This is a genomic window from Streptomyces sp. NPDC088261 (assembly GCF_044740805.1).
GTDB lineage: Bacteria > Actinomycetota > Actinomycetes > Streptomycetales > Streptomycetaceae > Streptomyces.
Map to the genome: position 1 here is coordinate 504,197 of NZ_JBIURL010000003.1, position 20,367 is coordinate 524,563.

18 protein-coding genes are annotated in these 20,367 nt (G+C 72.3%); 9 read left to right on the forward strand and 9 right to left on the reverse strand.

Translation table 11 applies throughout. From position 1 onward, the window contains the following. Positions 1-66: 66 nt before the first annotated feature. The 6 genes from ACIODU_RS09430 to ACIODU_RS09455 all read right to left on the reverse strand — a co-directional run bounded on the left by ACIODU_RS09430 (position 67) and on the right by ACIODU_RS09455 (position 6,000). On the reverse strand, positions 67-1,251 hold the full coding sequence (locus ACIODU_RS09430; RefSeq protein WP_401765700.1) for a serine hydrolase domain-containing protein: 1,185 nt from the start codon (positions 1,249-1,251) through the stop codon (positions 67-69). Between the two features lie 98 nt (positions 1,252-1,349). Beyond that, the gene (locus ACIODU_RS09435) at positions 1,350-2,060 is read right to left on the reverse strand and encodes a response regulator (RefSeq protein ID WP_401765703.1); all 711 of its coding nucleotides are present in this window, start codon (positions 2,058-2,060) and stop codon (positions 1,350-1,352) included. Between the two features lie 36 nt (positions 2,061-2,096). Then, positions 2,097-3,335 (reverse strand): sensor histidine kinase, encoded by a 1,239-nt coding sequence (locus tag ACIODU_RS09440; protein ID WP_401765706.1) that lies wholly within the window; start codon positions 3,333-3,335, stop codon positions 2,097-2,099. A 5-nt stretch (positions 3,336-3,340) separates the two neighbouring features. Next, positions 3,341-4,144 (reverse strand): SAM-dependent methyltransferase, encoded by an 804-nt coding sequence (locus tag ACIODU_RS09445; RefSeq protein ID WP_401765709.1) that lies wholly within the window; start codon positions 4,142-4,144, stop codon positions 3,341-3,343. Then, complete coding sequence (locus ACIODU_RS09450) at positions 4,141-4,947, reverse strand: glycerophosphodiester phosphodiesterase (RefSeq protein ID WP_401765711.1); 807 nt, start codon at positions 4,945-4,947, stop codon at positions 4,141-4,143. The genes ACIODU_RS09445 and ACIODU_RS09450 overlap by 4 nt, the downstream gene beginning before the upstream one ends. 27 nt (positions 4,948-4,974) lie before the next feature. Then, entirely contained in the window at positions 4,975-6,000 is a 1,026-nt protein-coding gene (locus ACIODU_RS09455) for an adenosine deaminase (protein WP_401765714.1), read from the reverse strand. 161 nt (positions 6,001-6,161) lie between these two features. On the opposite strand from ACIODU_RS09455, the gene ACIODU_RS09460 reads away from it, so the two are divergent. Continuing rightward, a complete protein-coding gene (locus ACIODU_RS09460; RefSeq protein WP_401765717.1) occupies positions 6,162-6,905 on the forward strand; it encodes a DUF4190 domain-containing protein in 744 nt (247 codons plus the stop codon). A gap of 79 nt (positions 6,906-6,984) precedes the next feature. Here the strand turns inward: ACIODU_RS09460 and ACIODU_RS09465 are convergent, their stop codons facing one another. Next, the gene (locus ACIODU_RS09465; RefSeq protein WP_401765720.1) at positions 6,985-7,590 is read right to left on the reverse strand and encodes an NADAR family protein; all 606 of its coding nucleotides are present in this window, start codon (positions 7,588-7,590) and stop codon (positions 6,985-6,987) included. 243 nt (positions 7,591-7,833) lie between these two features. Between ACIODU_RS09465 and ACIODU_RS09470 the strand changes: the two genes are divergently transcribed. The 8 genes from ACIODU_RS09470 to ACIODU_RS09505 all read left to right on the forward strand — a co-directional run bounded on the left by ACIODU_RS09470 (position 7,834) and on the right by ACIODU_RS09505 (position 17,738). After that, the gene (locus ACIODU_RS09470; protein WP_401765723.1) at positions 7,834-9,351 is read left to right on the forward strand and encodes a gamma-aminobutyraldehyde dehydrogenase; all 1,518 of its coding nucleotides are present in this window, start codon (positions 7,834-7,836) and stop codon (positions 9,349-9,351) included. Positions 9,352-9,402: 51 nt separating this feature from the next. Beyond that, positions 9,403-10,650 (forward strand): spermidine/putrescine ABC transporter substrate-binding protein, encoded by a 1,248-nt coding sequence (locus ACIODU_RS09475; protein WP_401765726.1) that lies wholly within the window; start codon positions 9,403-9,405, stop codon positions 10,648-10,650. 66 nt (positions 10,651-10,716) lie between these two features. Then, positions 10,717-11,901: an ABC transporter ATP-binding protein gene (locus ACIODU_RS09480; protein ID WP_356432382.1), complete on the forward strand. Its 1,185-nt coding sequence runs from the start codon at positions 10,717-10,719 to the stop codon at positions 11,899-11,901. Further along, entirely contained in the window at positions 11,898-12,851 is a 954-nt protein-coding gene (locus ACIODU_RS09485; protein WP_401765731.1) for an ABC transporter permease, read from the forward strand. The genes ACIODU_RS09480 and ACIODU_RS09485 overlap by 4 nt, the downstream gene beginning before the upstream one ends. After that, positions 12,851-13,657 (forward strand): ABC transporter permease, encoded by an 807-nt coding sequence (locus tag ACIODU_RS09490; RefSeq protein ID WP_401765734.1) that lies wholly within the window; start codon positions 12,851-12,853, stop codon positions 13,655-13,657. The genes ACIODU_RS09485 and ACIODU_RS09490 overlap by 1 nt, the downstream gene beginning before the upstream one ends. A gap of 77 nt (positions 13,658-13,734) precedes the next feature. Continuing rightward, on the forward strand, positions 13,735-15,150 hold the full coding sequence (locus tag ACIODU_RS09495) for an NAD(P)/FAD-dependent oxidoreductase (protein ID WP_401765737.1): 1,416 nt from the start codon (positions 13,735-13,737) through the stop codon (positions 15,148-15,150). Between the two features lie 172 nt (positions 15,151-15,322). Further along, positions 15,323-15,760: a hypothetical protein gene (locus ACIODU_RS09500; RefSeq protein ID WP_356432390.1), complete on the forward strand. Its 438-nt coding sequence runs from the start codon at positions 15,323-15,325 to the stop codon at positions 15,758-15,760. A gap of 148 nt (positions 15,761-15,908) precedes the next feature. Continuing rightward, entirely contained in the window at positions 15,909-17,738 is a 1,830-nt protein-coding gene (locus ACIODU_RS09505) for a chitinase (protein WP_401765741.1), read from the forward strand. On the opposite strand, the gene ACIODU_RS09510 is transcribed toward ACIODU_RS09505, so the two are convergent. Together ACIODU_RS09510 and gabT are read right to left on the reverse strand one after the other, a co-directional pair. After that, the gene (locus ACIODU_RS09510; protein WP_401765743.1) at positions 17,726-18,667 is read right to left on the reverse strand and encodes a phosphatase PAP2 family protein; all 942 of its coding nucleotides are present in this window, start codon (positions 18,665-18,667) and stop codon (positions 17,726-17,728) included. The two genes, ACIODU_RS09505 and ACIODU_RS09510, sit on opposite strands and share 13 nt — an antisense overlap. Positions 18,668-18,794: 127 nt before the next feature. Continuing rightward, positions 18,795-20,129 (reverse strand): 4-aminobutyrate--2-oxoglutarate transaminase, encoded by a 1,335-nt coding sequence (gene gabT, locus ACIODU_RS09515; RefSeq protein WP_356432396.1) that lies wholly within the window; start codon positions 20,127-20,129, stop codon positions 18,795-18,797. Positions 20,130-20,367 lie beyond the last annotated feature (238 nt).

Sequence of the window (20,367 nt, forward strand, 5' to 3'; positions counted from 1 at the left end):
CCGGCACGACGGCGAACGCCCGGCCGCGCGACAGCGGCCGGGCGTTCGCGCGCGCCTTCTGTGTGGTTACGCAGACGGCTCCCCGAACGCCGCCACCATCAGCGACAGCGCCCTCGGATTCATCCCCTCGCCCTTCGCGTCCGTCGCGTTGACGCTGTAGACCAGCGTGCGCGAGAGGTCGCGCGTCGCGGCGATCGCCGTGGTGTAGCCCCAGCGGCTCCCGGTCTTGCCCCACACCTGACGGCCCCCGAGCGTGATGACCGACAGGCCCGCGCTGTACGCGGCCGGCTCGCCCGAGCCGTACTGGCGCACCGGCCCGGCGGGCAGCGTGAACATCTCCGCCAGCTGTGGCCGGGGGACGACCCGCCCCCGGAACAGCGCCCGGACGAAGCGCTCCAGGTCCGCCGTGCTGGAGATGAGGTCTCCCGCCGCCCAGGACTCCGTGGCGCCCCACACCGTCACGTCGCGCAACTCCGTGCCCCCGCCGGGGAGGGGGAAGAACTGGTAGCCGTGGTTGTGCGGGCCGCTGATCCGCGGATCGGCGCCGGGGAAGTACGTGTCGCGCAGTCCGAGCGGACGCAGCACGCGGCGGGCGGCCTCGTCGGCGAAGGGGCGGCCCGTGACCTTCTCGGTCAGCAGCCCCAGCAGGGTGTAGTTGATGTTGAGGTAGTGCTGCTGCCCGCCCGGCGCGAACTCCGGCTCCTCCGCCAGGGCCGAGGCGGCCATGTCCCTCGGGTCGTGGAGGTCGAAGCGGTGCGCGTACCGCTCCTCGGGGGTGGTCCCCGGCAGCTCGGCGGCCGGGATGCCGCTGGTGTGGTCGAGCAACTGCCGTACGGTCACCCGCCCGTACGCCGCGGGGACCAGGTCCGGCAGGTAGGAGCGGACCGTCCGGGCGAGGTCGACCCGGTGCTCGGCGGCCAGCTGGAGCACCACCGCGGCCGTGAACACCTTCGTCACCGAACCGGCCCGGAAGCGGGCGTGCGGGTCGGCGGGCGCCCCCGACGCCAGGTCGTGCACCCCCGCGCTGCCGCGCCACACGCCGTCGGTGCCGCCGACCCGGACGAGCGCGGCGGTCGCGTCGGCGTCCGGCAGTCCCGCGAGGGCGGCGCGCAGGGCCGTGGAATCGGGGGCGTGGGCATCGGCCGCGTGGCGCGGCACGTCCGCCGTGGCGAGCGCCGCCGGGGCCTGGGGACCCGCCGCGATCCCCAGGATCAGTGCGGCGGCCAGGGCGGTTCTGGTACGGGCGTTCATGGCGTGGTCTCCAGGTGAGGGGGCCGGCTGGCTGGCCCTCCCCATCCTGCGGAACCCGGCGTCCCGGCGGATCGCCGGAGCGGGTGGTCCTCGGCGGCTCAATCCCTCGCCGGTACGGGGGAGCCGGCGGCCCGCTCTCCCCCGGCGGAGGGACGGCCGGCGGTGACCAGTCCCGTCTCGTACGCGCGGATGACCGCCTGGATCCGGTCCCGCAGCCCCAACTTCGCCAGCACGTGCCCCACATGCGTCTTCACCGTGTGCTCGCTCACGGTGAGCGCGGCGGCGATCTCCGCGTTCGACAGGCCCCGCGCCAGATGGAGGAGCGTCTCGCGCTCCCGGGCCGTCAGGACACCGAGCCCCGCGCCGGGCGGGGCCGCCGCGGGCCGGGGCCGCCGTACGTACTCCTCGACCAACCGCCGCGCCACCGACGGCGCCAGCAGCGAGTCGCCCGCCGCCACCACCCGTACCGCGTGCACCAGATCGTCCCGCCGGACGTCCTTGAGCAGGAAACCGCTCGCGCCCGCGTGCAGCGCCTCGTACACGTACGCGTCGGAGTCGAAGGTCGTGAGCATGACGGTCCGGCAGCCGCCCGCCCGGGTGATGGCCCGGCACGCCTCGATGCCGTCCGTGCCCGGCATCCGGATGTCGAGCAGCGCCACCTCGGGGCGCAGCCGCCGTACGGCCTCGACGGCCCGCGCGCCGTCGCCCGCCTCCGCCACGACCTCGATGTCGGGCTGCGCGTCGAGGATCATCGCGAACCCGCTGCGGACCAGCTCCTGGTCGTCCGCCACCACCACCCGGATCGTCAACGCCCCACCTCCGCCCGGGAGTCTACGAGCGGGAGTCTACGAGCGGCGGGGGGAGCGGACGAGCGGCGCGGGGGCGGGTGCGAGCGGCAGCCGTACCGCCAGCCGGAAGCCTCCGCCCTCCGGACCGGGGCCCGCCGTGACCGTGCCGCCGTGCGCGGCCACCCGCTCGCGGACCCCGACCAGGCCGTGTCCGGTGGAGTCGCCGGGGCCGCGCCCGTCGTCGGTGACCGTGACCGCCAGGGCGTCGGGGCCGTACTCCAGCCGGATCAGGACGGAACCGGCGGCGGCGTGCTTGACCACATTGGTCAGCGCCTCCTGGACCACGCGGTAGACCGTGGCCTCCGTGTCGAGCGACAGCGGCCCCGGCGGCCGGCCCACCGTCTCGTACCCGATGTCGATCCCGCCCGCGGCGACCCGCTCCACCAGTGCGGGAAGCTCCGTCAGGGAGGGCTGCGGGTGCAGGGGCGCGGACGGGTCCCCGGCCGGGCCGCCCTCACGGAGCACGCCCAGCATCCGGCGCAGCTGCACCATCGCGTCGCGGCCCGTCTCCGAGATCGCGTCGAACGCCGCCTCGGCGCGCTCGGGAGCCGTCCGTACCGCCACCGGACCCGCCTCCGCCTGGACGATCATGATACTGACGGCGTGCGAGAGGATGTCGTGCATCTCCCGGGCGATCCGGGCCCGTTCGCGTGCCGTCGCCTGCTCCGCCTCGATCCGGTTCGCCCGCTCCAGCTGCGCCGCCCGGTCCTCGACGGCCGCCGTGTAGTCCTGGCGGATCCGGGTCAGCCGGCCGAAGCCGTACGCCGCCCCGAAGACGAGCAGCGAGAACAGCAGCTCCCTCGCCTCACCGGAGTTGAGCGCGACCGACGGGAAGATGAGCACGAGGGTCAGGGCGGCCGTGGGCAGGCGCCTGCGCGCCGGGGAGAGCGCGGCCACCGTGTAGACCGCCAGCAGCGCGGGGTACGGGAGCGTCTGGCCCGGGCCGTCCCAGGTGACCTCGTACAGGACCTGCGCCGCCAGCACGGCCAGCAGGACGGTCACCGGGGCGCGCCGCCGCCACACCAGCGGCAGGACGCTCAGGCTCGTCAGCCCGTACGCGGGCCAGTCGGCGGGCGGCAGCGAGGCGGCCCGGGGGACGACGAACGGGATGGTGACCGCGGCCTGGACGAGCAGGGCGATGCCGAGGTCCACGCCCCACGTGCCCGCCCGGCCGTGGAGCCGGGCCGCAACCCCCGGCCACCATGTCCGGGCCGCCGGGGCGCGCGGGGCGTTCACGGCGTTCAGGGCTTGCGTCCCACCACGCCGAACTGGGCCACCTCGCCCACGCCGTCCTCCATGCTCGGCTCCGGGCGCCAGCGTGAGCAGGAGACGAGGCCGGGCGGCAGCAGTTCCAGGCCGCTCAGCAGGGACAGGACCTTCGAGCGGCTGCGGGCCACGATCCGCGGGGACGCGTGCTCGTTCCAGAACCGCATCGCCTCCGCGTTCCCGCCGCCGCCCAGCTCCAGCGTCGGGTGGGTGAGGACCAGATAGCTGCCGGACGGTACGGCGTCCATCAGACGGCCCACGATCGACCGGGCCTCCACCGTGTCCATGACGAAGTTCAGGATCCCCAGCATCATCACCGCGACCGGGCGCCGCAGGTCCAGGGTCGGTTCCACGGCCGCCAGGATCTGCTCGGGTTCGTGGACGTCCACGTCCAGGTACGTCGTGGCGCCCTCGGGCGTGCTGGTGAGCAGCACCCGGGCCAGGGCCAGCACGGTCGGGTCGTTGTCGACGTACACGACCCGCGACTCGGGGGCGATCCGCTGCGCGACCTGGTGGGTGTGGTCGGCGGTGGGCAGCCCGGTGCCGAGGTCCAGGAACTGCCGTACGCCCAGGTCCCGGGTCAGGTGGGTGACCGCGCGGCCGAGGAACGCCCGGTCCGCGCGGGCGACCTCGCCGATGGACGGATACATGCTGGTGACCTGGTCGCCCACCGTGCGGTCGACCGGATAGTTGTCCGTGCCGCCCAGCCAGTAGTTCCAGACACGGGCGTTCTGCGCGACGTCGGAACGCACGCCTTCCGGGAGGTCCTGGTCCTTCATGACTGCTCCAGGTGAGAGGCCGGGCGGGCGGCGGGGTGAGGGGCGCGGCCCAGCAGGCCGGCCAGGACGTCGATCCGGTTGGTCGTGATCGAGTCGACGCCCCGGGCGATGAGCCGCCGCATGGAGCGTCCGGTGTCGGCGGTCCAGGCGGAGACCAGCAGGCCCGCGCGGTGGTCGCGATCGGCCAGCTCCCGGCTGACCAGGCCGAAGCGGTAGTTGAGCCAGCGCGGCCGCACCGCGTCGAGCAGGGCGGGCCGGGGCGGGGCGACCGTGGTCCACGTCATCGCGATCTCCGCGTCCGCGTCCGCCGCGCGCACGGCGAGCATCGTCGTGGGGGACGCGCAGTAGTACACCCGGTCGGCGGCCCCGCCGTCCCGTACCGTGCCGACGACGGTACGGACCGCCGCCGCGGAGGCCCCCGGGAGATCGATCATCAGCCGCGCGCCGGGCAGCGCGGCCAGCGCCTCCGCGAGGGTCGGCACCTCGCCCCGCGCGTGGTCGCGCACCTCGTCGTGGGTCAGGTCGGCCAGCCGCCGCTCGTCGCCCCACAGCCGTTCCAGCGTGGAGTCGTGGAGCAGGACGGGCACTCCGTCGCGGGTCAGCCGTACGTCGAACTCGACGGCGTCCGCGCCGCGCGCGAAGGCGGAGCGGAGCGAGGGGAGGGTGTTCTCCCGGATCCGGTACGGGTCACCCCGGTGCCCCACGGCGACGACGGGCCGCTCGTCCGCCGGGTCCTGTTCCGCCCGTCTCGCCCGTCCCGCTCGCCCGGCCTGCTCGTGTCGCTCGTCCCGCTTCGTGCGCATGGGAGCAATTGTGGCCACAGGCAGCCCTCAGCGCGCCAGCCAGGCCGAGGTGTACGTGTCGATCTCGGCGAGCAGCCGCTTCTTGCCGTCCGCGTCGAGGAAGGACGCCTCGACACCGTTCCTGGCGAGGGCGGCCAGCCCGCGCTCGTCCAGGCCGAGGAGGCGCGCTGCCACGCCGTACTCCTGGTTGAGGTCCGTGCCGAACATCGGCGGGTCGTCGCTGTTGACCGTCACCAGCACCCCGGCCGCGACCATCTCCTTGACGGGATGCTCGTCGAGGTCGGCCACCGCGCGGGTCGCGATGTTCGACGTCGGGCACACCTCCAGCGGGATGCGGTGCTCGGCCAGGTGCGCCAGCAGCTCCGGGTCCCGCACGGAGCTGGTGCCGTGGCCGACGCGCTCGGCGCGCAGGTCGCGCAGTGCGTCCCAGACCGTCTCCGGCCCGGTCGTCTCCCCGGCGTGCGGCACGGAGTGCAGGCCCGCGTCGATCGCCCGGTCGAAGTAGGGCTTGAACTGCGGGCGGGGCACGCCGATCTCGGGGCCGCCGAGGCCGAACGAGACCAGGCCCTCGGGGCGCAGGTCCACCGCCAGCCGCGCGGTCTCCTCGGCCGCCGCGAGGCCCGCCTCGCCGGGGATGTCGAAGCACCAGCGCAGGACGACGCCCAGCTCGGCCTCCGCCGCCTTCCTGGCGTCCTCGATCGCCTCCATGAAGCCCACCTCGGGGATGCCCCGGCTGGTCGAGCTGTACGGCGTGACCGTCAGCTCGGCGTACCGGATGTTCTGCCGGGCCATGTCACGGGCGACCTCGAAGGTCAGCAGCCGTACGTCCTCCGGGGTGCGGATCAGGTCCACGACGGAGAGGTACACCTCGATGAAGTGCGCGAAGTCCGTGAACGTGAAGTAGTCGACGAGCGCCTCGGGGTCGGTCGGCACCTTCGAGTCGGGGTGGCGGGCGGCCAGTTCGGACACGATGCGCGGCGAGGCGGAGCCCACGTGGTGGACGTGCAGCTCGGCCTTGGGGAGACCCGCAATGAAGGGGTGCAGATCGGTCATCGTGGATCCTCCGGGGGGGGCGCGGGTACGGCGGCGGTCGGCGCCGGAGGGGCGGGGTGTCCGCCCTCTGCCCGGGGCCGCTCGGGTCGGGGAACATGGTAGGCCGGGCCGTTCGCGCGCCCGGAGGGGCCTTAGCATGACGGGACGACGTAGGGGGGACCATGCCGGACCAGAACGACCAGCCGCCGGGCGGCTTCGAGGACAACGATCCCTGGGCACCGCCGGAACGGCGCGTACCGCTGGACAAGCAGGCGCCCGGATCGGTGCACGACCAGCCGACGGTGGTCGGTGGGCCGCCGCCCGGCGCCGTACCCCCGCCGCCGCCCGCGCCCGGCGGGCCCGGCGCGGGTGCGCCCGGACCGTACGGCTACCCCGGCGCACCGCCCGGGACCGTCCCGCCGCAGCCCGGCGCTCCGTACGGTCCGCCGTACCCCACCGGTACGGGCGGGACGCACGACACCGGGGGCGGCTACGGCTACCCGGCGGGAGCGCCCACCGGGGCGACGCACGCCGGTTACCCCGCCGGGTACTCCCCGGGCGGCTACGTCGCTCCGTACCCCGGCTACGGAGCGGGCGGCTGGCAGCAGGCCCCTTCCAACGGCATGGGTGTCACGGCCCTGGTGCTCGGCATCGTCGGGCTGGTCGTCGGCTGCTTCTGGGGCGCCGGGATCCTCCTCGGTGTCCTCGCCCTGGTCTTCGGCGTCGTCGGCCGCCGCAAGGCCCGCAGGGGCGAGGCGACCAACGGGGGTATGGCGCTGGCGGGGATCATCCTCGGCGCCGTCGCGACCGTGCTCGGCGCGGTGTTCCTCGCCCTCCTCATCTGGGTGGTCAACAGCGAGGACGGCTCGGACTTCACCGACGAGGACCCGTTCTCCACCTCGTCCGTGGTGCTCGTGACGCCCTGACCTCCGGCCGCGGGACGACCCCGTACCCCTCAGGTACGGACTCAGGACTCGGGACTCGACTCAGGACTCAGGCACGGACTCAGGTACGGAGCCGTTCCCGCGCCTCCATCAGGGCGAAACCGAGCAGGTTCAGGCCCCGCCACCGGGCAGGGTCCGCCGCCCGCTCGTCCTGGGCCGACAGGCCGATGCCCCAGATCCGGTCCCTGGGGCTGGCTTCGACGAGCACCCGCCCGCCCGTGCCCAGCAGGAACTCCCGCAGCGCGGGGTCCTGCCCGAACTTGTGCACGCTGCCCTCCACCACCACGCCGAACCGCTCGCGCTCCCAGACGGCCTGCTCGAAGCCGCGCACCAGGCGGCCCGCCTTCTTGGCCAGGGCCGGATTCGCCGCCGCCACGGCCTCGCGCTCGGCCTCCGGGTCCTCGAAGAGCCGGGCCTTCGCCGCCATCATCCAGTGCTCGGCCGTGGCGTACTCCACCCCGTCCACCGTGAACGGCGACGGCCACCACTGGCTGAGACAGCTCGCTCCCAGCGTGCCGTCCGCCTTCGGTGTGTGCCCCCAGAAACACAGGTACTTCAGCGTCTCGCCGCGCTCCGCCCGCGCGACCAGGTCGGCGGCCGTGCGGATCGCGCGTCCCGTGTGCTTCGTGCTCCCCGTGTGCTCCGTGCTTCCCGTGTGTTCTCCCATGCACGGGATTCTGCCGGTCACCACGGACAGTCCGTACGGCGAACAGCCCCCTGACACGACACACGGTCCACCGATTCCGTCGCGTAACCAAAAGGCAACAACGGAATCCCTTGTTGAGGTGGACGTGCTCTGTCAGGATCGGCACTCAATTGAAGCCGGACAACGACTGGAACCACGACCGGCGTGCGGGACCGCCGGTACGGGGGCACCGCCGGAACGTCGGCCGGAACATCGGAGAGCGTCATGGGCAACCGCTTCCAGGTGCGGGACCGCTTCGCGGCCGGCGCGCAGTTCATCGGGGGCCGGCTGCGCCCCGGCACCTCGGGGCGTACGCAGGCGGTCACCGACCCGGCGACCGGTGAAGTGGTCCACACGTACGAACTGGCGGGCACCGCCGACGTGGACGACGCCGTCGCCGCCGCGCGCGCCGCGTTCCCCGCCTGGTCGGCCGCCACCCCCGGCGAGCGCTCCGACGCCCTGCACCGCCTCGCCGCCGTCCTCACCGAGGAGGCCGCGGACCTCGCGTACGCCGAGTCGCTCCAGTGCGGCAAACCGATCAGGCTCGCCACCGAGTTCGACGTCCCGGGCACGATCGACAACACCGCGTTCTTCGCGGGCGCCGCCCGCCACCTCGACGGGGTCTCGGCCGGGGAGTACAGCGCCGACCACACCTCCTACGTACGCCGTGAGGCCCTTGGGGTCGTCGGCTCCATCGCCCCCTGGAACTACCCGCTCCAGATGGCCGCCTGGAAGATCCTCCCGGCCGTCGCCGCGGGCAACACCATCGTGCTCAAGCCCGCCGAGATCACCCCGCTCACCGCGCTGATGTTCGCCCAGGCCGCCCAGCGGGCCGGACTGCCCGACGGGGTGATCAACATCGTCTCCGGCGCGGGCCGGGACGCGGGGGAGCGGCTGGTCGCCCACCCCGACGTCGTGATGACCTCCTTCACCGGCTCCACACCCGTCGGCAAGCGCGTCGCCGAGATCGCCGCCGCGACCGTCACCCGCCTCCACCTCGAACTCGGCGGCAAGGCGCCCTTCCTCGTCCTGGACGACGCCGACCTGGAGGCCGCGGTCCACGGCGCCGTCGCCGGGGCGCTCATCAACGGCGGGCAGGACTGCACCGCCGCCACCCGCGCGTACGTCCAGCGCCCCCTGTACGACGCGTTCGTCAGCGGGGTCGCCGCGCTGATGGAGACCGTCCGGCTGGGGGATCCCGCCGACCCGGCCACCGACCTGGGCCCGCTGATCACCCACGCCCACCGCGACCGCGTCGCGGCCGTCGTCGACCGGGCCCGCGGCTACGCGCGCGTCGTCACCGGCGGCGAGGCACCGGGCGGCGCGTTCCAGGACGGCGCCTACTACCGGCCCACCCTGATCGCCGGCGCCCCGCAGGACAGCGAGGCCGTCCAGGCCGAGATCTTCGGCCCGGTCCTGGCCGTCCTCCCCTTCGACAGCGACGACGAAGGTCTCGCCCTCGCGAACGACACCCCGTACGGACTCGCCGCCTCCGTCTGGAGCCGCGACGTCTACCGCACGGGCCGCGCCACCCGGGAGATCCAGGCCGGGTGCGTCTGGGTCAACGACCACATCCCGATCATCAGCGAGATGCCGCACGGCGGCTACAAGGCCAGCGGCTTCGGCAAGGACATGTCCGCGTACTCGTTCGAGGAATACACGCAGATCAAGCATGTGATGTTCGACAACACCGCGGTCGCACGCAAGGACTGGCACCGCACGATCTTCGGAGACCGTCCCTAGCGGCTGCCCCGCGGATCCGGCCGTTACCACCCACCCGAAAGGGCACAGCGCATGGAGCAGTACGAGCCCGACCGTCCGTCGGCCGCCCAACGGGCCGCGATGCGGCGCACCCTGACCAGCGGCCGGGGCGCCCTCTCCCGCCGCTCGCTGCTGCGGGCCACCGGGGTCGGCGCGCTCACCGTCGGCGGCCTCGCCGCGCTGAGCGCCTGCGGGATCCCGCCCGCCAAGCGGGACGAGGACGGCCCGGCGACGACGGACCACTCGGCGAAGGAGAAGCGGGTCGTCTTCTCCAACTGGACCGAGTACATGGACACCAGCGAGGACGAGAAGCACTACCCGACGCTGGAGGCCTTCACCCGGCGCACCGGGATCGCGGTCAAGTACACGGCGGACATCAACGACAACGTCGAGTTCTTCGGCAAGATCCAGCCGCAGCTCGCGGCCGGCCAGGACACCGGCCGTGACCTCATATGCGTCACCGACTGGCTGGCCGCCCGCATGATCAGGCTCGGGTACGCGCAGAAACTCGACCCCTCGAACCTGCCGCACGCGTTCGCGAACCTGGCCGAGCAGTTCCGGATGCCCGACTGGGACCCGGGCCGGGCCTACTCGTACCCCTGGACCGGCATCCCGACCGTCATCGCCTACAACGCCAAGGCGACCAAGGGCCGCAAGGTCGAGTCCGTGAGCCAGCTGCTCGACGACCCGGCGCTCAAGGGGCGGGTCGCCTTCCTCTCCGAGATGCGCGACTCCGTCGGGATGACCCTCCTCGACCTCGGCAAGGATCCCGGGTCGTTCTCGGACGACGACTTCGACGCGGCGATCGCCCGGCTCCAGAAGGGCGTCGACAACCAGCAGATCCGCCGCTTCACCGGCAACGACTACACCGCCGACCTCGACAAGGGCGACCTCGCGGCCTGCGTCGCCTGGGCCGGGGACATCGTCCAGCTCCAGGCGGACAACCCGGACATCAAGTTCACCATCCCGGAGAGCGGCTACATCATCTCCAGCGACAACCTGCTGGTCCCGGCCAAGGCGCGGCACAAGACCAACGCCGAGAAGCTCATCGACCACTACTACCAGCCGCCGATCGCCGCCCAGCTCGCCGCGTACATCAACTACGTCTGTCCGGTGGACGGGGTCCGCGCGGAGCTGACGAAGATCGACAAGGCGATGGCGGACAACACCCTGATCCTCCCGGACGCGGCCATGGCCGCCGCCTCGCACGCCTTCCGCTCCCTCAGCAGCAAGGAGGAGACGGCGTACGAGGGGAAGTTCGCCAAGCTCATCGGCGCCTGAGCCGCCGGCCCTGAGCACCGCGCCCCGCCCCGCCCCCTCCCTCCCAGCCCCCCGGGATCGTGACCCATGACAGAGACCGCACCCACCGGCCACGGCGGCGACGACGTCCGCCTCACCGGGATCAGCAAGACGTACGGCTCCTTCCACGCCGTCAAACCGCTCGACCTCACCGTGCCCCAGGGCTCGTTCTTCGCGCTCCTCGGCGCCTCCGGCTGTGGCAAGACCACCACCCTGCGGATGATCGCGGGACTGGAGGAACCGACCACGGGCTCGGTCTTCCTCGGCGACAAGGACGTCACCGACCTGCCGCCGTACAAGCGCCCCGTCAACACCGTCTTCCAGAGCTACGCGCTCTTCCCGCACCTCGACATCTACGAGAACGTCGCCTTCGGGCTGCGCCGCCGCGGTGTGAAGTCCGTACGCAAGCAGGTCGGCGACATGCTCGACCTCGTCCAGCTCGGCGACTTCGCCCGGCGCAAGCCCCACCAGCTCTCCGGCGGCCAGCAGCAGCGCGTCGCCGTCGCCCGCGCCCTGATCAACCACCCGCAGGTGCTGCTGCTCGACGAGCCGTTGGGCGCCCTCGACCTCAAGCTGCGCCGCACGATGCAGCTGGAGCTGAAGCGGATCCAGACCGAGGTCGGCATCACCTTCATCCACGTCACCCACGACCAGGAGGAGGCCATGACGATGGCCGACACGGTCGCGGTGATGAACGGCGGGGTGGTGGAGCAGCTGGGCAGCCCCGCCGACCTGTACGAGAACCCCAACACCACCTTCGTCGCCAACTTCCTCGGCACCTCCAACCTCATCGAGGCCGAGGTCGCCGAGAAGAACGGCGGCGACGTGGTGGTGACGGTCGGCGGCGCCAAGCTGGTGCTCCCGGCGGGCCGGTGTTCCGCGCCGACGACCAGTGGCGGCACACTCCTCGTCGGCGTACGCCCCGAGAAGATATCCCTCGCGCACGCGGACGACGCCGGGAGCATCCCCGACGGCCGCAACCGCGTCACGGGCCGGATCGTGGACTCCAGCTTCATCGGCGTCTCGACGCAGTACGTGATCGACAGCCCGGCCGGTGCCGGACTGGAGGTGTACGCGCAGAACATCGAGCGCGACACCCGCCTGGTGGCCGGCGCCGAGGTCGTCCTGCACTGGAACCCGGCGCACACCTTCGGCCTGGACGCCGCGCAGTCCGCGCGCGCCGGGACGACGGGAGCCGACGGTACGGAGACGGCGGACGGGGAGGCCTCGTGACCGCCACCGAAGCACCGCCCGCGCCGCCGGGCCCGCCCACCCCGCCGGCGGCGGCGCCCGACGGGATCCCCCTGCACAAGGTGTCCCGGCGCAAGCGGCTCGTCCCGTACTGGCTGCTCCTGCCCGGCATCCTCTGGCTGCTGGTCTTCTTCGCCCTGCCGCTCGTCTACCAGGCCTCCACGTCCGTGCAGACCGGGTCGCTCGAAGCGGGCTTCGAGGTCACCTGGCACTTCCAGACGTACTGGGACGCGCTCCAGGAGTACTGGCCCCAGTTCGTGCGCTCGCTGCTGTACGCGGGCACGGCGACGATCCTGTGCCTGCTGCTCGGCTACCCGCTCGCGTACCTCATCGCCTTCAAGGCCGGCCGCTGGCGCAACCTGGTGCTGGTCCTGGTCATCGCGCCGTTCTTCACCAGCTTCCTGATCCGCACCCTCGCCTGGAAGACGATCCTCAGCGACGGCGGCCCGGTCGTCGGCGTCCTCAACTCGCTGCACCTCCTGGACGTCACCAGCTGGCTCGGCTGGACCGAGGGCGACCGCGTCCTCGCCACGCCGATGGCGGTCGTCTGCGGTCTGACGTACAACTTCCTGCCGTTCATGATCCTGCCGCTCTACACCTCGCTGGAGCGGATCGACGGCCGGCTCCACGAAGCCGCGGGCGACCTCTACGCCCGGCCCCTGACCACCTTCCGCAAGGTGACCTTCCCGCTCTCCCTGCCGGGCGTCGTCTCCGGCACGCTGCTCACCTTCATCCCGGCGAGCGGCGACTACGTCAACGCGGAACTGCTCGGCTCCACCGACACGAAGATGATCGGCAGCGTCATCCAGACGCAGTTCCTTCGGGTCCTCGACTATCCGACGGCGGCCGCGCTGTCCTTCATCCTGATGGCCGTCGTCCTGCTGATGGTCACCTTCTACATCCGCCGCGCGGGGACGGAGGAACTGCTCTGATGGGTGCCGTTCGCTGGATCAGGCGGAACCTGGTCGTCATCGCGGGCCTGCTGACGCTCGCGTACATGATCGTCCCGAACGTCGTCGTGATGGTCTTCTCCTTCAACAAGCCCCAGGGGCGCTTCAACTACTCCTGGCAGACCTTCTCCCTGGACGCCTGGAAGGACCCGTGCGGGGTGGCCGACCTGTGCGGCTCGCTGAGCCTGTCGCTGCGGCTCGCCACCTTCGCCACGATCGGCGCCACCGTCCTCGGCACGATGATCGCCTTCGCGCTGGTCCGCTACCGCTTCCGGGCGCGCGGCGCGATCAACTCGCTGATCTTCCTGCCGATGGCGATGCCCGAGGTGGTCATGGCGGCCTCGCTGCTCACGCTCTTCCTCAATTTGGGCGCGCAGCTGGGCTTCACGACCATCCTCATCGCGCACATCATGTTCTGCCTCAGCTTCGTGGTGACGGCCGTCAAGGCGCGGGTCCTGTCCATGGACCCCCGGCTCGAAGAGGCGGCCCGCGACCTCTACGCGGGGCCGGTGCAGACGTTCGTACGGGTCACCCTGCCGATCGCCGCGCCCGGCATCGCGGCGGGCGCGCTGCTCGCGTTCGCGCTGTCGTTCGACGACTTCATCATCACGAACTTCAACGCCGGGCAGACCGTCACCTTCCCCATGTTCGTCTGGGGCTCGGCGCAGCGCGGCACGCCGGTGCAGATCAACGTGATCGGCACGGCGATGTTCATCATTGCCGTAGCGCTGGTGGGCGGGGGTCAGCTGATCAGCAACCGCCGGCGGAAGACGGCCGCGACCACCTGAGCACTCCACCGTCACCCGGAAACGTCACCACCGCCTGAAAGCACCACCACCTGGAAGCTCCGAGGGAGTTGGAAGACATGGCCCCAAGCGCCATGCGTACCGCCGCCGCCTCACTGTCCGACGCGCAGCCCCTCTCGTACTGGCTGGACGACCCCGGCCGCCCCGGGGCCCTGCCCGCCCTCGCCGGCGACGAGCGCTGCGACCTGCTGGTCATCGGCGGCGGGTACAGCGGGCTGTGGACCGCGCTCCTCGCCAAGGAGCGCGACCCGGACCGCGAGGTCGTGCTGATCGAGGGCCACGAGGCGGGCTGGGCCGCCTCGGGCCGCAACGGCGGCTTCTGCGCCGCCTCCCTCACCCACGGGTTCAGCAACGGCCTCGCCCGCTGGCCCGGTGAGCTGGCGACCCTCGAAGAGCTGGGGGCGCGCAACCTCGACGCCATCGAGGCGGCCGTCGCCCGCTACTCCCTGGACTGCGACTTCGAGCGCAGCGGCGAGATCGACGTGGCGACCGAGCCGTACCAGCTGGCCGACCTGCGCGAGACGTACGAGGCGGCGGTACGGTCCGGCGCCACCGGGCTCGAACTACTGGACCGGGACGCGGTCAGGGCCGAGGTCGACTCCCCGACGTTCCTGGGCGGGCTGCACGACCCCTACGGGGTGGCGATGCTGCACCCGGCGAAGCTGGTGTGGGGCCTCAAGCGGGCCGTCACCGCCCTGGGTGTGCGGATCTACGAGAACACGCGCGGCCTGGAACTGGCCCGCACGGCCACCGGCATGGCGGTCCGCACCCCGTACGGACGGGTCTTCGCCCGCCGGGTCGCCCTCGGCACCAACGTCTTCCCGTCGCTGGTCAAGCGGGTGCGGCCGTACACGGTGCCGGTGTACGACTACGCCCTGACGACCGAGCCGCTGACGGACGCCCAGCTCGCCTCGGTGGGCTGGCGCAACCGCCAGGGCCTCGGCGACAGCGCGAACCGGTTCCACTACTTCCGTATCACCGCCGACCAGCGGATCCTGTGGGGCGGTTACGACGCGATCTACCCGTACGGAGGCCGGCTCGACGCCTCCCTCGACCACCGCCCCGAGACGTACCTGACGCTCGCCTCCCACTTCTTCCGCTGCTTCCCGCAACTGGAGGGGATCCGTTTCAGCCATGCCTGGGGCGGGGCGATCGACACCTGCTCGCGCTTCTCGGCCTTCTTCGGCACGGCGTACGACGGCCGGGTCGCGTACGCCGCCGGGTACACCGGCCTCGGGGTCGGGGCCACCCGCTTCGGCGGGGAGGTGATGCTCGACCTGCTGGCGGGCGAGCGGACCGAACGCACCGAGCTGGAGATGGTGCGCACCAAACCCCTGCCGTTCCCGCCGGAACCCGCCGCCTGGGCCGGGATCGGCCTCACCAAGTGGTCGCTGGCCCGCGCCGACGCGCACGCCGGGCGGCGCAACGTGTGGCTGCGGACCATGGACCGGCTGGGGCTCGGCTTCGACAGCTGAGCCGCGGGCCGCCGGACCCGCGACGCCCGCGGACTCGCAATTCGGTTGCCCCGTCAGTAGGTTGGGCCGCGCGTTTCAATTGGCCTGCCGAACCCGCGTCATCATCGGGCGCCACCTGTGTCTCCCCCCGTATGGACGTACTGTCCAACAACACGGATGGGAGGCCGGACAGATGACTGGCTCGGGGGCCAAGAGCGCGGTGGAGTGGCTGGTATCGGTGGCACCGGATCCGGATGCCTGCCGGTGGGAGTGGGAGCGCAGCCCGCTCGGGGTGGCGCTGCTGCCGGCCGGGCGGCGCTGGGACGTACTGATTCTGCCGGGGGAGCTGGGCTATCCGACGCTCGACGTGCTCACCCGGCTCATCGACCGGCCGGGCCCGGTCCTCGCCGACTTCGGCGACTCCCGCATGGGGTTCTTCGTACCCCCGGGCACGGCGACCCGCTGGCTCGGTACGGGGGTGCGCGGCGCGGGTCACGGCACCTGGATCGTCGTGCCGTACCCCGGACGGGCCAGCGGCGGGGTGCGCTGGCTGATCCCGCCGGACGGCTCGGGCACCCTGACCGATCCCGCGCTGCTGGAGCTGGCGATGCACGAGGCGGCGGCGGGTTAGGGCTCGTCCGGCGGGTGGCGGGAGGGGGAACGGCGCGTGGCGCGGCCGATGCGCGGCCGATGCCCTCAGAGGTCTTGACCACACCAATTGGTCTGGACCATGCTGTGCGCCACCCGCCCCCTCATTTCCCCCATGCCCGGAGGCAGTTGTGGAACGTACGAGACGTCCTGCCCGGTACCCCAGACTGGTGGCCGCCCTCACGGCGGCCCTGCTCGCCGCGGGCGGCCTCGTCGCCACCGCGCAGTCCGCGCACGCCGCCGACGTGAACGTCGCCGTCAACGGCGGCTTCGAGTCCGGCCTGAGCGGCTGGAGTTGTACGGCGGGCAGCGGCGCGGCCGTCACCACCCCCGTCCACGCCGGCACCGGCGCCCTGCGCGGCACGCCCGCGGGCAACGACAACGCCAAGTGCTCCCAGACCGTGACGGTCCAGCCCGACTCCGCGTACACGCTGAGCTCCTGGGTCCGCGGCAGCTACGTCTACCTCGGCGCCTCGGGCACCGGCACCACCGACGTCTCCACCTGGACGCAGTCCGCGCCCGACTGGCAGAAGCTCACCACCACGTTCCGCACGGGCCCGTCCACCCGGTCCGTGACGGTCTACCTCAACGGCTGGTACGGCACCCCCGCCTACTACGCCGACGACCTCACGCTCGTCGGCCCCGGCGGAACGCCCGCCCAGCCCCCGGCCGTCCCCACCGGCCTGAGGTCCACCGGCATCACGTCGTCCTCGGTCAGCCTCTCCTGGACGGCCGTCACCGGCGCCACCGGCTACACCGTCTACCGGGGCGGCACCAAGGCCCTCGACGTCACCGGCACGTCCGCGACCGTCTCCGGGCTCAACGCGTCCACCGCGTACAGCTTCCAGGTCGCCGCGACCAACTCCGGCGGCGCCTCCGCGCTCTCCCCGGCGGTCTCCGCCACCACGAGCGCCTCGGGCGGCGGAGGCGGAGGCGGCGGTACGACCCTGCCGGCGCACGCCCTCGTCGGCTACCTCCACTCCAGCTTCGCCAACGGCTCCGGCTACACCCGCATGGCCGACGTCCCCGCCTCCTGGGACGTCATCAACCTGGCCTTCGGCGAGCCCACGTCGGTGACCTCCGGCGACATCCGGTTCAGCCTCTGCCCGGTCGCGGAATGCCCGAACGTCGAGTCCGCCGCCGAGTTCAAGGCCGCCATCAAGGCCAAGCAGGCGGCCGGCAAGAAGGTGCTGATCTCCATCGGCGGCGCCAACGGCCAGGTCCAGCTCGCCACGACCGCCGCCCGCGACACCTTCGTCTCCTCGGTCTCGAAGATCATCGACGAGTACGGCCTCAACGGCCTGGACATCGACTTCGAGGGCCACTCCCTCTCCCTCAACACCGGCGACACCGACTTCCGCAGCCCCACCACCCCGGTGATCGTCAACCTGATCTCCGCGATCAAGACCCTCAAGGCCAAGTACGGCGCGGGCTTCGTCCTCACCATGGCCCCCGAGACCTTCTTCGTCCAGCTCGGCTACCAGTACTACGGCTCCGGCCCCTGGGGCGGCCAGGACCCGCGCGCCGGCGCGTACCTGCCGGTCATCCACGCCCTGCGCGACGACCTGACCCTGCTGCACGTCCAGGACTACAACTCGGGCTCGATCATGGGCCTCGACAACCAGTACCACTCCATGGGCGGCGCCGACTTCCACATCGCCATGACCGACATGCTGCTCACCGGCTTCCCGGTGGCCGGCGACACGTCACGGGTCTTCCCGGCGCTGCGCCCCGACCAGGTCGCCATCGGCCTCCCGGCCTCCACCCAGGCGGGCAACGGCTACACCACCCCGGCCGAGGTCAACAAGGCGCTGAACTGCCTCACCAAGAAGACGGACTGCGGTTCCTACCAGACCCACGGCACCTGGCCCGCGCTGCGCGGCCTGATGACGTGGTCGATCAACTGGGACCGGTTCAACGGCCAGGAGTTCTCCCGGAACTTCGACGCCTACTTCCCGTGACCGCTGACGCCCGCCGTCTTCCCTGACCGTTCCGCGCGCCGGGAGTCCGCCGCCCGCAGCGCCCGGTCCAGCAGGAGCAGCAGCATCCCGCCGAGCGCGAGACTGCCGAGGACGTCCAGCGGCCAGTGGTAGCCACGCAGGAGCAGACCGGTGCCCGTCGCCAGGGTGAGCAGGACGGCGACGGGCACCGTGCGTTTCCGGCCGGCATACGGGGCGAGGAGCAGCGCCGCCGCCCCGTACGCGACCATCGCGGTCGCCGTATGGCCCGACGGGTAGTACCCGGTGGCGTCGGTCAGCGGCCCCCGCCGGTCGATCCAGAACTTGAGCGGGACGACCAGGACGGGCACGGCCACCATGGTGAGCACGGCGGCGAGGGCCCGGTCGGGCCGCCCGCGCCACACCACGTACCCGAGAGCCAGCGCCAGGACGGGCAGGGCGACGACCACACCGCCGAGATCGGCGAGGAGTTCGGTCAGGGGCCGGGGGCCGTGCCCCGCGAGGGACAGCTCCAGGCGCTCGTCGGCCCGGCGTACGGGACCGCCGGCGGCGGCCTGCCAGGTGACGAGGGCGAAGAGGACCGCGCACAGCGCGAAGAGCCACGCGCGCCGGGACCGCCACGGACGGCGTGGAACGGAGAAGACCGAGAAGAGGCGGGACAGGACCGCGAGGGAGCGGGACAGGACTCCGAAGAGACGCCCGGACCGATGAGAGAGCGGCCGCCCTGGAACAGGGGGGGTGGTTCCAGGGCGGCCGACAGGACCGGTGTGCCGCACGCCCCGGGGGGTTTGGGCCGTGCGGCCGTCCGATCCGTGAGGAGACCCGGAGCCCGAAGCCCCGGTGGTGTGCGCGAAGGCACGGCCGGAACGGTGCTGGGGACGCCCCGAACCGGTGTCGCCCGCAGTCCCCTGCGAGCGGGGTGTTTCTCTCATCTGCGCAAACCGTACGTCAGGGCGCGGACGACGGACAGCGGCAGAACGGACCCGCCATCGCCCTCGCACACCTTCTTCACACGCCCTGACCAGCGACTCCCGACCATGACACCCGTTTCGCTCCGGCTCAGAGAGCGGCGAGCGCCGCCTCGATGACGTCCAGGCCCTCGTTGAGCAGGTCCTCGCCGATCACCAGCGGCGGCAGAAAGCGCAGCACGTTGCCGTACGTACCGCAGGTGAGGACCAGCAGACCCTCCGCGTGGCACGCCTTCGCCAGCGCGCCGGTCGTCTCCGGGTCCGGCTCCTTGGTGACCCGGTCCCTCACCAGCTCGATCGCGATCATCGCGCCGCGGCCCCGGACGTCGCCGATCACGTCGTACTTCTCGCTCATCGCGGAGAGCCGGGCCTTCATGACCTCCTCGATGCGCCGGGCCCTCGCGACGAGGTCCAGCTCCTTCATCGTCTCGATCGCGCCGAGCGCGGCGGCGCAGGCCACCGGGTTCCCGCCGTACGTACCGCCCAGCCCGCTCGCGTGCGCCGCGTCCATGATCTCCGCGCGGCCGGTCACGGCGGCGAGCGGCAGGCCGCCCGCGATGCCCTTCGCCGTGGTGATCAGGTCGGGCACGACACCCTCGTCCTCGGACGCGAACCACTGGCCCGTACGGCAGAACCCGGACTGGATCTCGTCCGCCACGAACACGATGCCGTTGTCCTTCGCGAACCGCGCCAGCGCGGGCAGGAACCCCTTGGCCGGCTCGATGAAACCGCCCTCGCCGAGCAGCGGCTCGATGATGATCGCGGCGACGTTCTGGGCGCCGATCTGCTTGGTGATCTGGTCGATGGCCTGCGCGGACGCCTCGGCGCCGCAGTTCTCGGGGCCGGTCGGCCAGCGGTAGCCGTACGCGACCGGCACCCGGTAGATCTCCGGGGCGAACGGTCCGAAGCCGTTCTTGTACGGCATGTTCTTCGAGGTCAGCGCCATCGTGAGGTTCGTACGGCCGTGGTACGCGTGGTCGAACACGACCACCGCCTGCCGCTTCGTGTAACTGCGGGCGATCTTCACGGCGTTCTCGACGGCCTCGGCGCCCGAGTTGAACAGCGCGGACTTCTTCGCGTGGTCGCCGGGGGTCAGCTCGGCGAGCCGCTCGCAGACCTCCACGTACCCCTCGTACGGCGTGACCATGAAACAGGTGTGGGTGAAGTCCGCGAGCTGCGCGGTGGCCCGGCGCACGACGGCCTCGGCGCTGGCGCCGACCGTGGTGACCGCGATCCCGGACCCGAAGTCGATCAGCCGGTTCCCGTCCACGTCCTCCAGGACCCCGCCCCCGGCGCGCGCGGCGAACACGGGCAGCGTGGACGCCACCCCGGCGGCGACCACGGCGGCGCGCCGGGCCTGCAACTCCAGCGACCGGGGTCCTGGGATGGCGGTGACAAGACGGCGCTCCTGCGGGATGGCGGTCATGAGGGGCTCCTGGGGGGTGCTCCGGCGATGCTCCGGACTCGGACGTGGACGCGGCGCTTTCCCCGCAGGCTAGGCGCGCGACACCGCCCCGGGCATGCGCCGTTCGGTAGTGATCCGGGCGTGTCGTTTGTCCGTGGCGGACATAGGGGGGTGGGCGGGGGTGGGGGAGGGGCGACACCTGTGCGACGACGGAAGCGCCAACTACCCGTCAACGCAGTGCGATGGCCATACATTGAGT

What these genes read in the sequence shown, in the direction of transcription:
- ACIODU_RS09430 (WP_401765700.1), bottom strand. Translation starts at nt 1,251, where the DNA reads ATGAACGCCCGTACCAGAACCGCCCTGGCCGCCGCACTGATCCTGGGG.
- ACIODU_RS09445 (WP_401765709.1), bottom strand. Translation starts at nt 4,144, where the DNA reads ATGAAGGACCAGGACCTCCCGGAAGGCGTGCGTTCCGACGTCGCGCAG.
- ACIODU_RS09450 (WP_401765711.1), bottom strand. Translation starts at nt 4,947, where the DNA reads ATGCGCACGAAGCGGGACGAGCGACACGAGCAGGCCGGGCGAGCGGGA.
- ACIODU_RS09455 (WP_401765714.1), bottom strand. Translation starts at nt 6,000, where the DNA reads ATGACCGATCTGCACCCCTTCATTGCGGGTCTCCCCAAGGCCGAGCTG.
- ACIODU_RS09460 (WP_401765717.1), top strand. Translation starts at nt 6,162, where the DNA reads ATGCCGGACCAGAACGACCAGCCGCCGGGCGGCTTCGAGGACAACGAT.
- ACIODU_RS09465 (WP_401765720.1), bottom strand. Translation starts at nt 7,590, where the DNA reads ATGGGAGAACACACGGGAAGCACGGAGCACACGGGGAGCACGAAGCAC.
- ACIODU_RS09470 (WP_401765723.1), top strand. Translation starts at nt 7,834, where the DNA reads ATGGGCAACCGCTTCCAGGTGCGGGACCGCTTCGCGGCCGGCGCGCAG.
- ACIODU_RS09475 (WP_401765726.1), top strand. Translation starts at nt 9,403, where the DNA reads ATGGAGCAGTACGAGCCCGACCGTCCGTCGGCCGCCCAACGGGCCGCG.
- ACIODU_RS09480 (WP_356432382.1), top strand. Translation starts at nt 10,717, where the DNA reads ATGACAGAGACCGCACCCACCGGCCACGGCGGCGACGACGTCCGCCTC.
- ACIODU_RS09490 (WP_401765734.1), top strand. Translation starts at nt 12,851, where the DNA reads ATGGGTGCCGTTCGCTGGATCAGGCGGAACCTGGTCGTCATCGCGGGC.
- ACIODU_RS09495 (WP_401765737.1), top strand. Translation starts at nt 13,735, where the DNA reads ATGGCCCCAAGCGCCATGCGTACCGCCGCCGCCTCACTGTCCGACGCG.
- ACIODU_RS09500 (WP_356432390.1), top strand. Translation starts at nt 15,323, where the DNA reads ATGACTGGCTCGGGGGCCAAGAGCGCGGTGGAGTGGCTGGTATCGGTG.
- ACIODU_RS09510 (WP_401765743.1), bottom strand. Translation starts at nt 18,667, where the DNA reads ATGAGAGAAACACCCCGCTCGCAGGGGACTGCGGGCGACACCGGTTCG.
- gabT (WP_356432396.1), bottom strand. Translation starts at nt 20,129, where the DNA reads ATGACCGCCATCCCGCAGGAGCGCCGTCTTGTCACCGCCATCCCAGGA.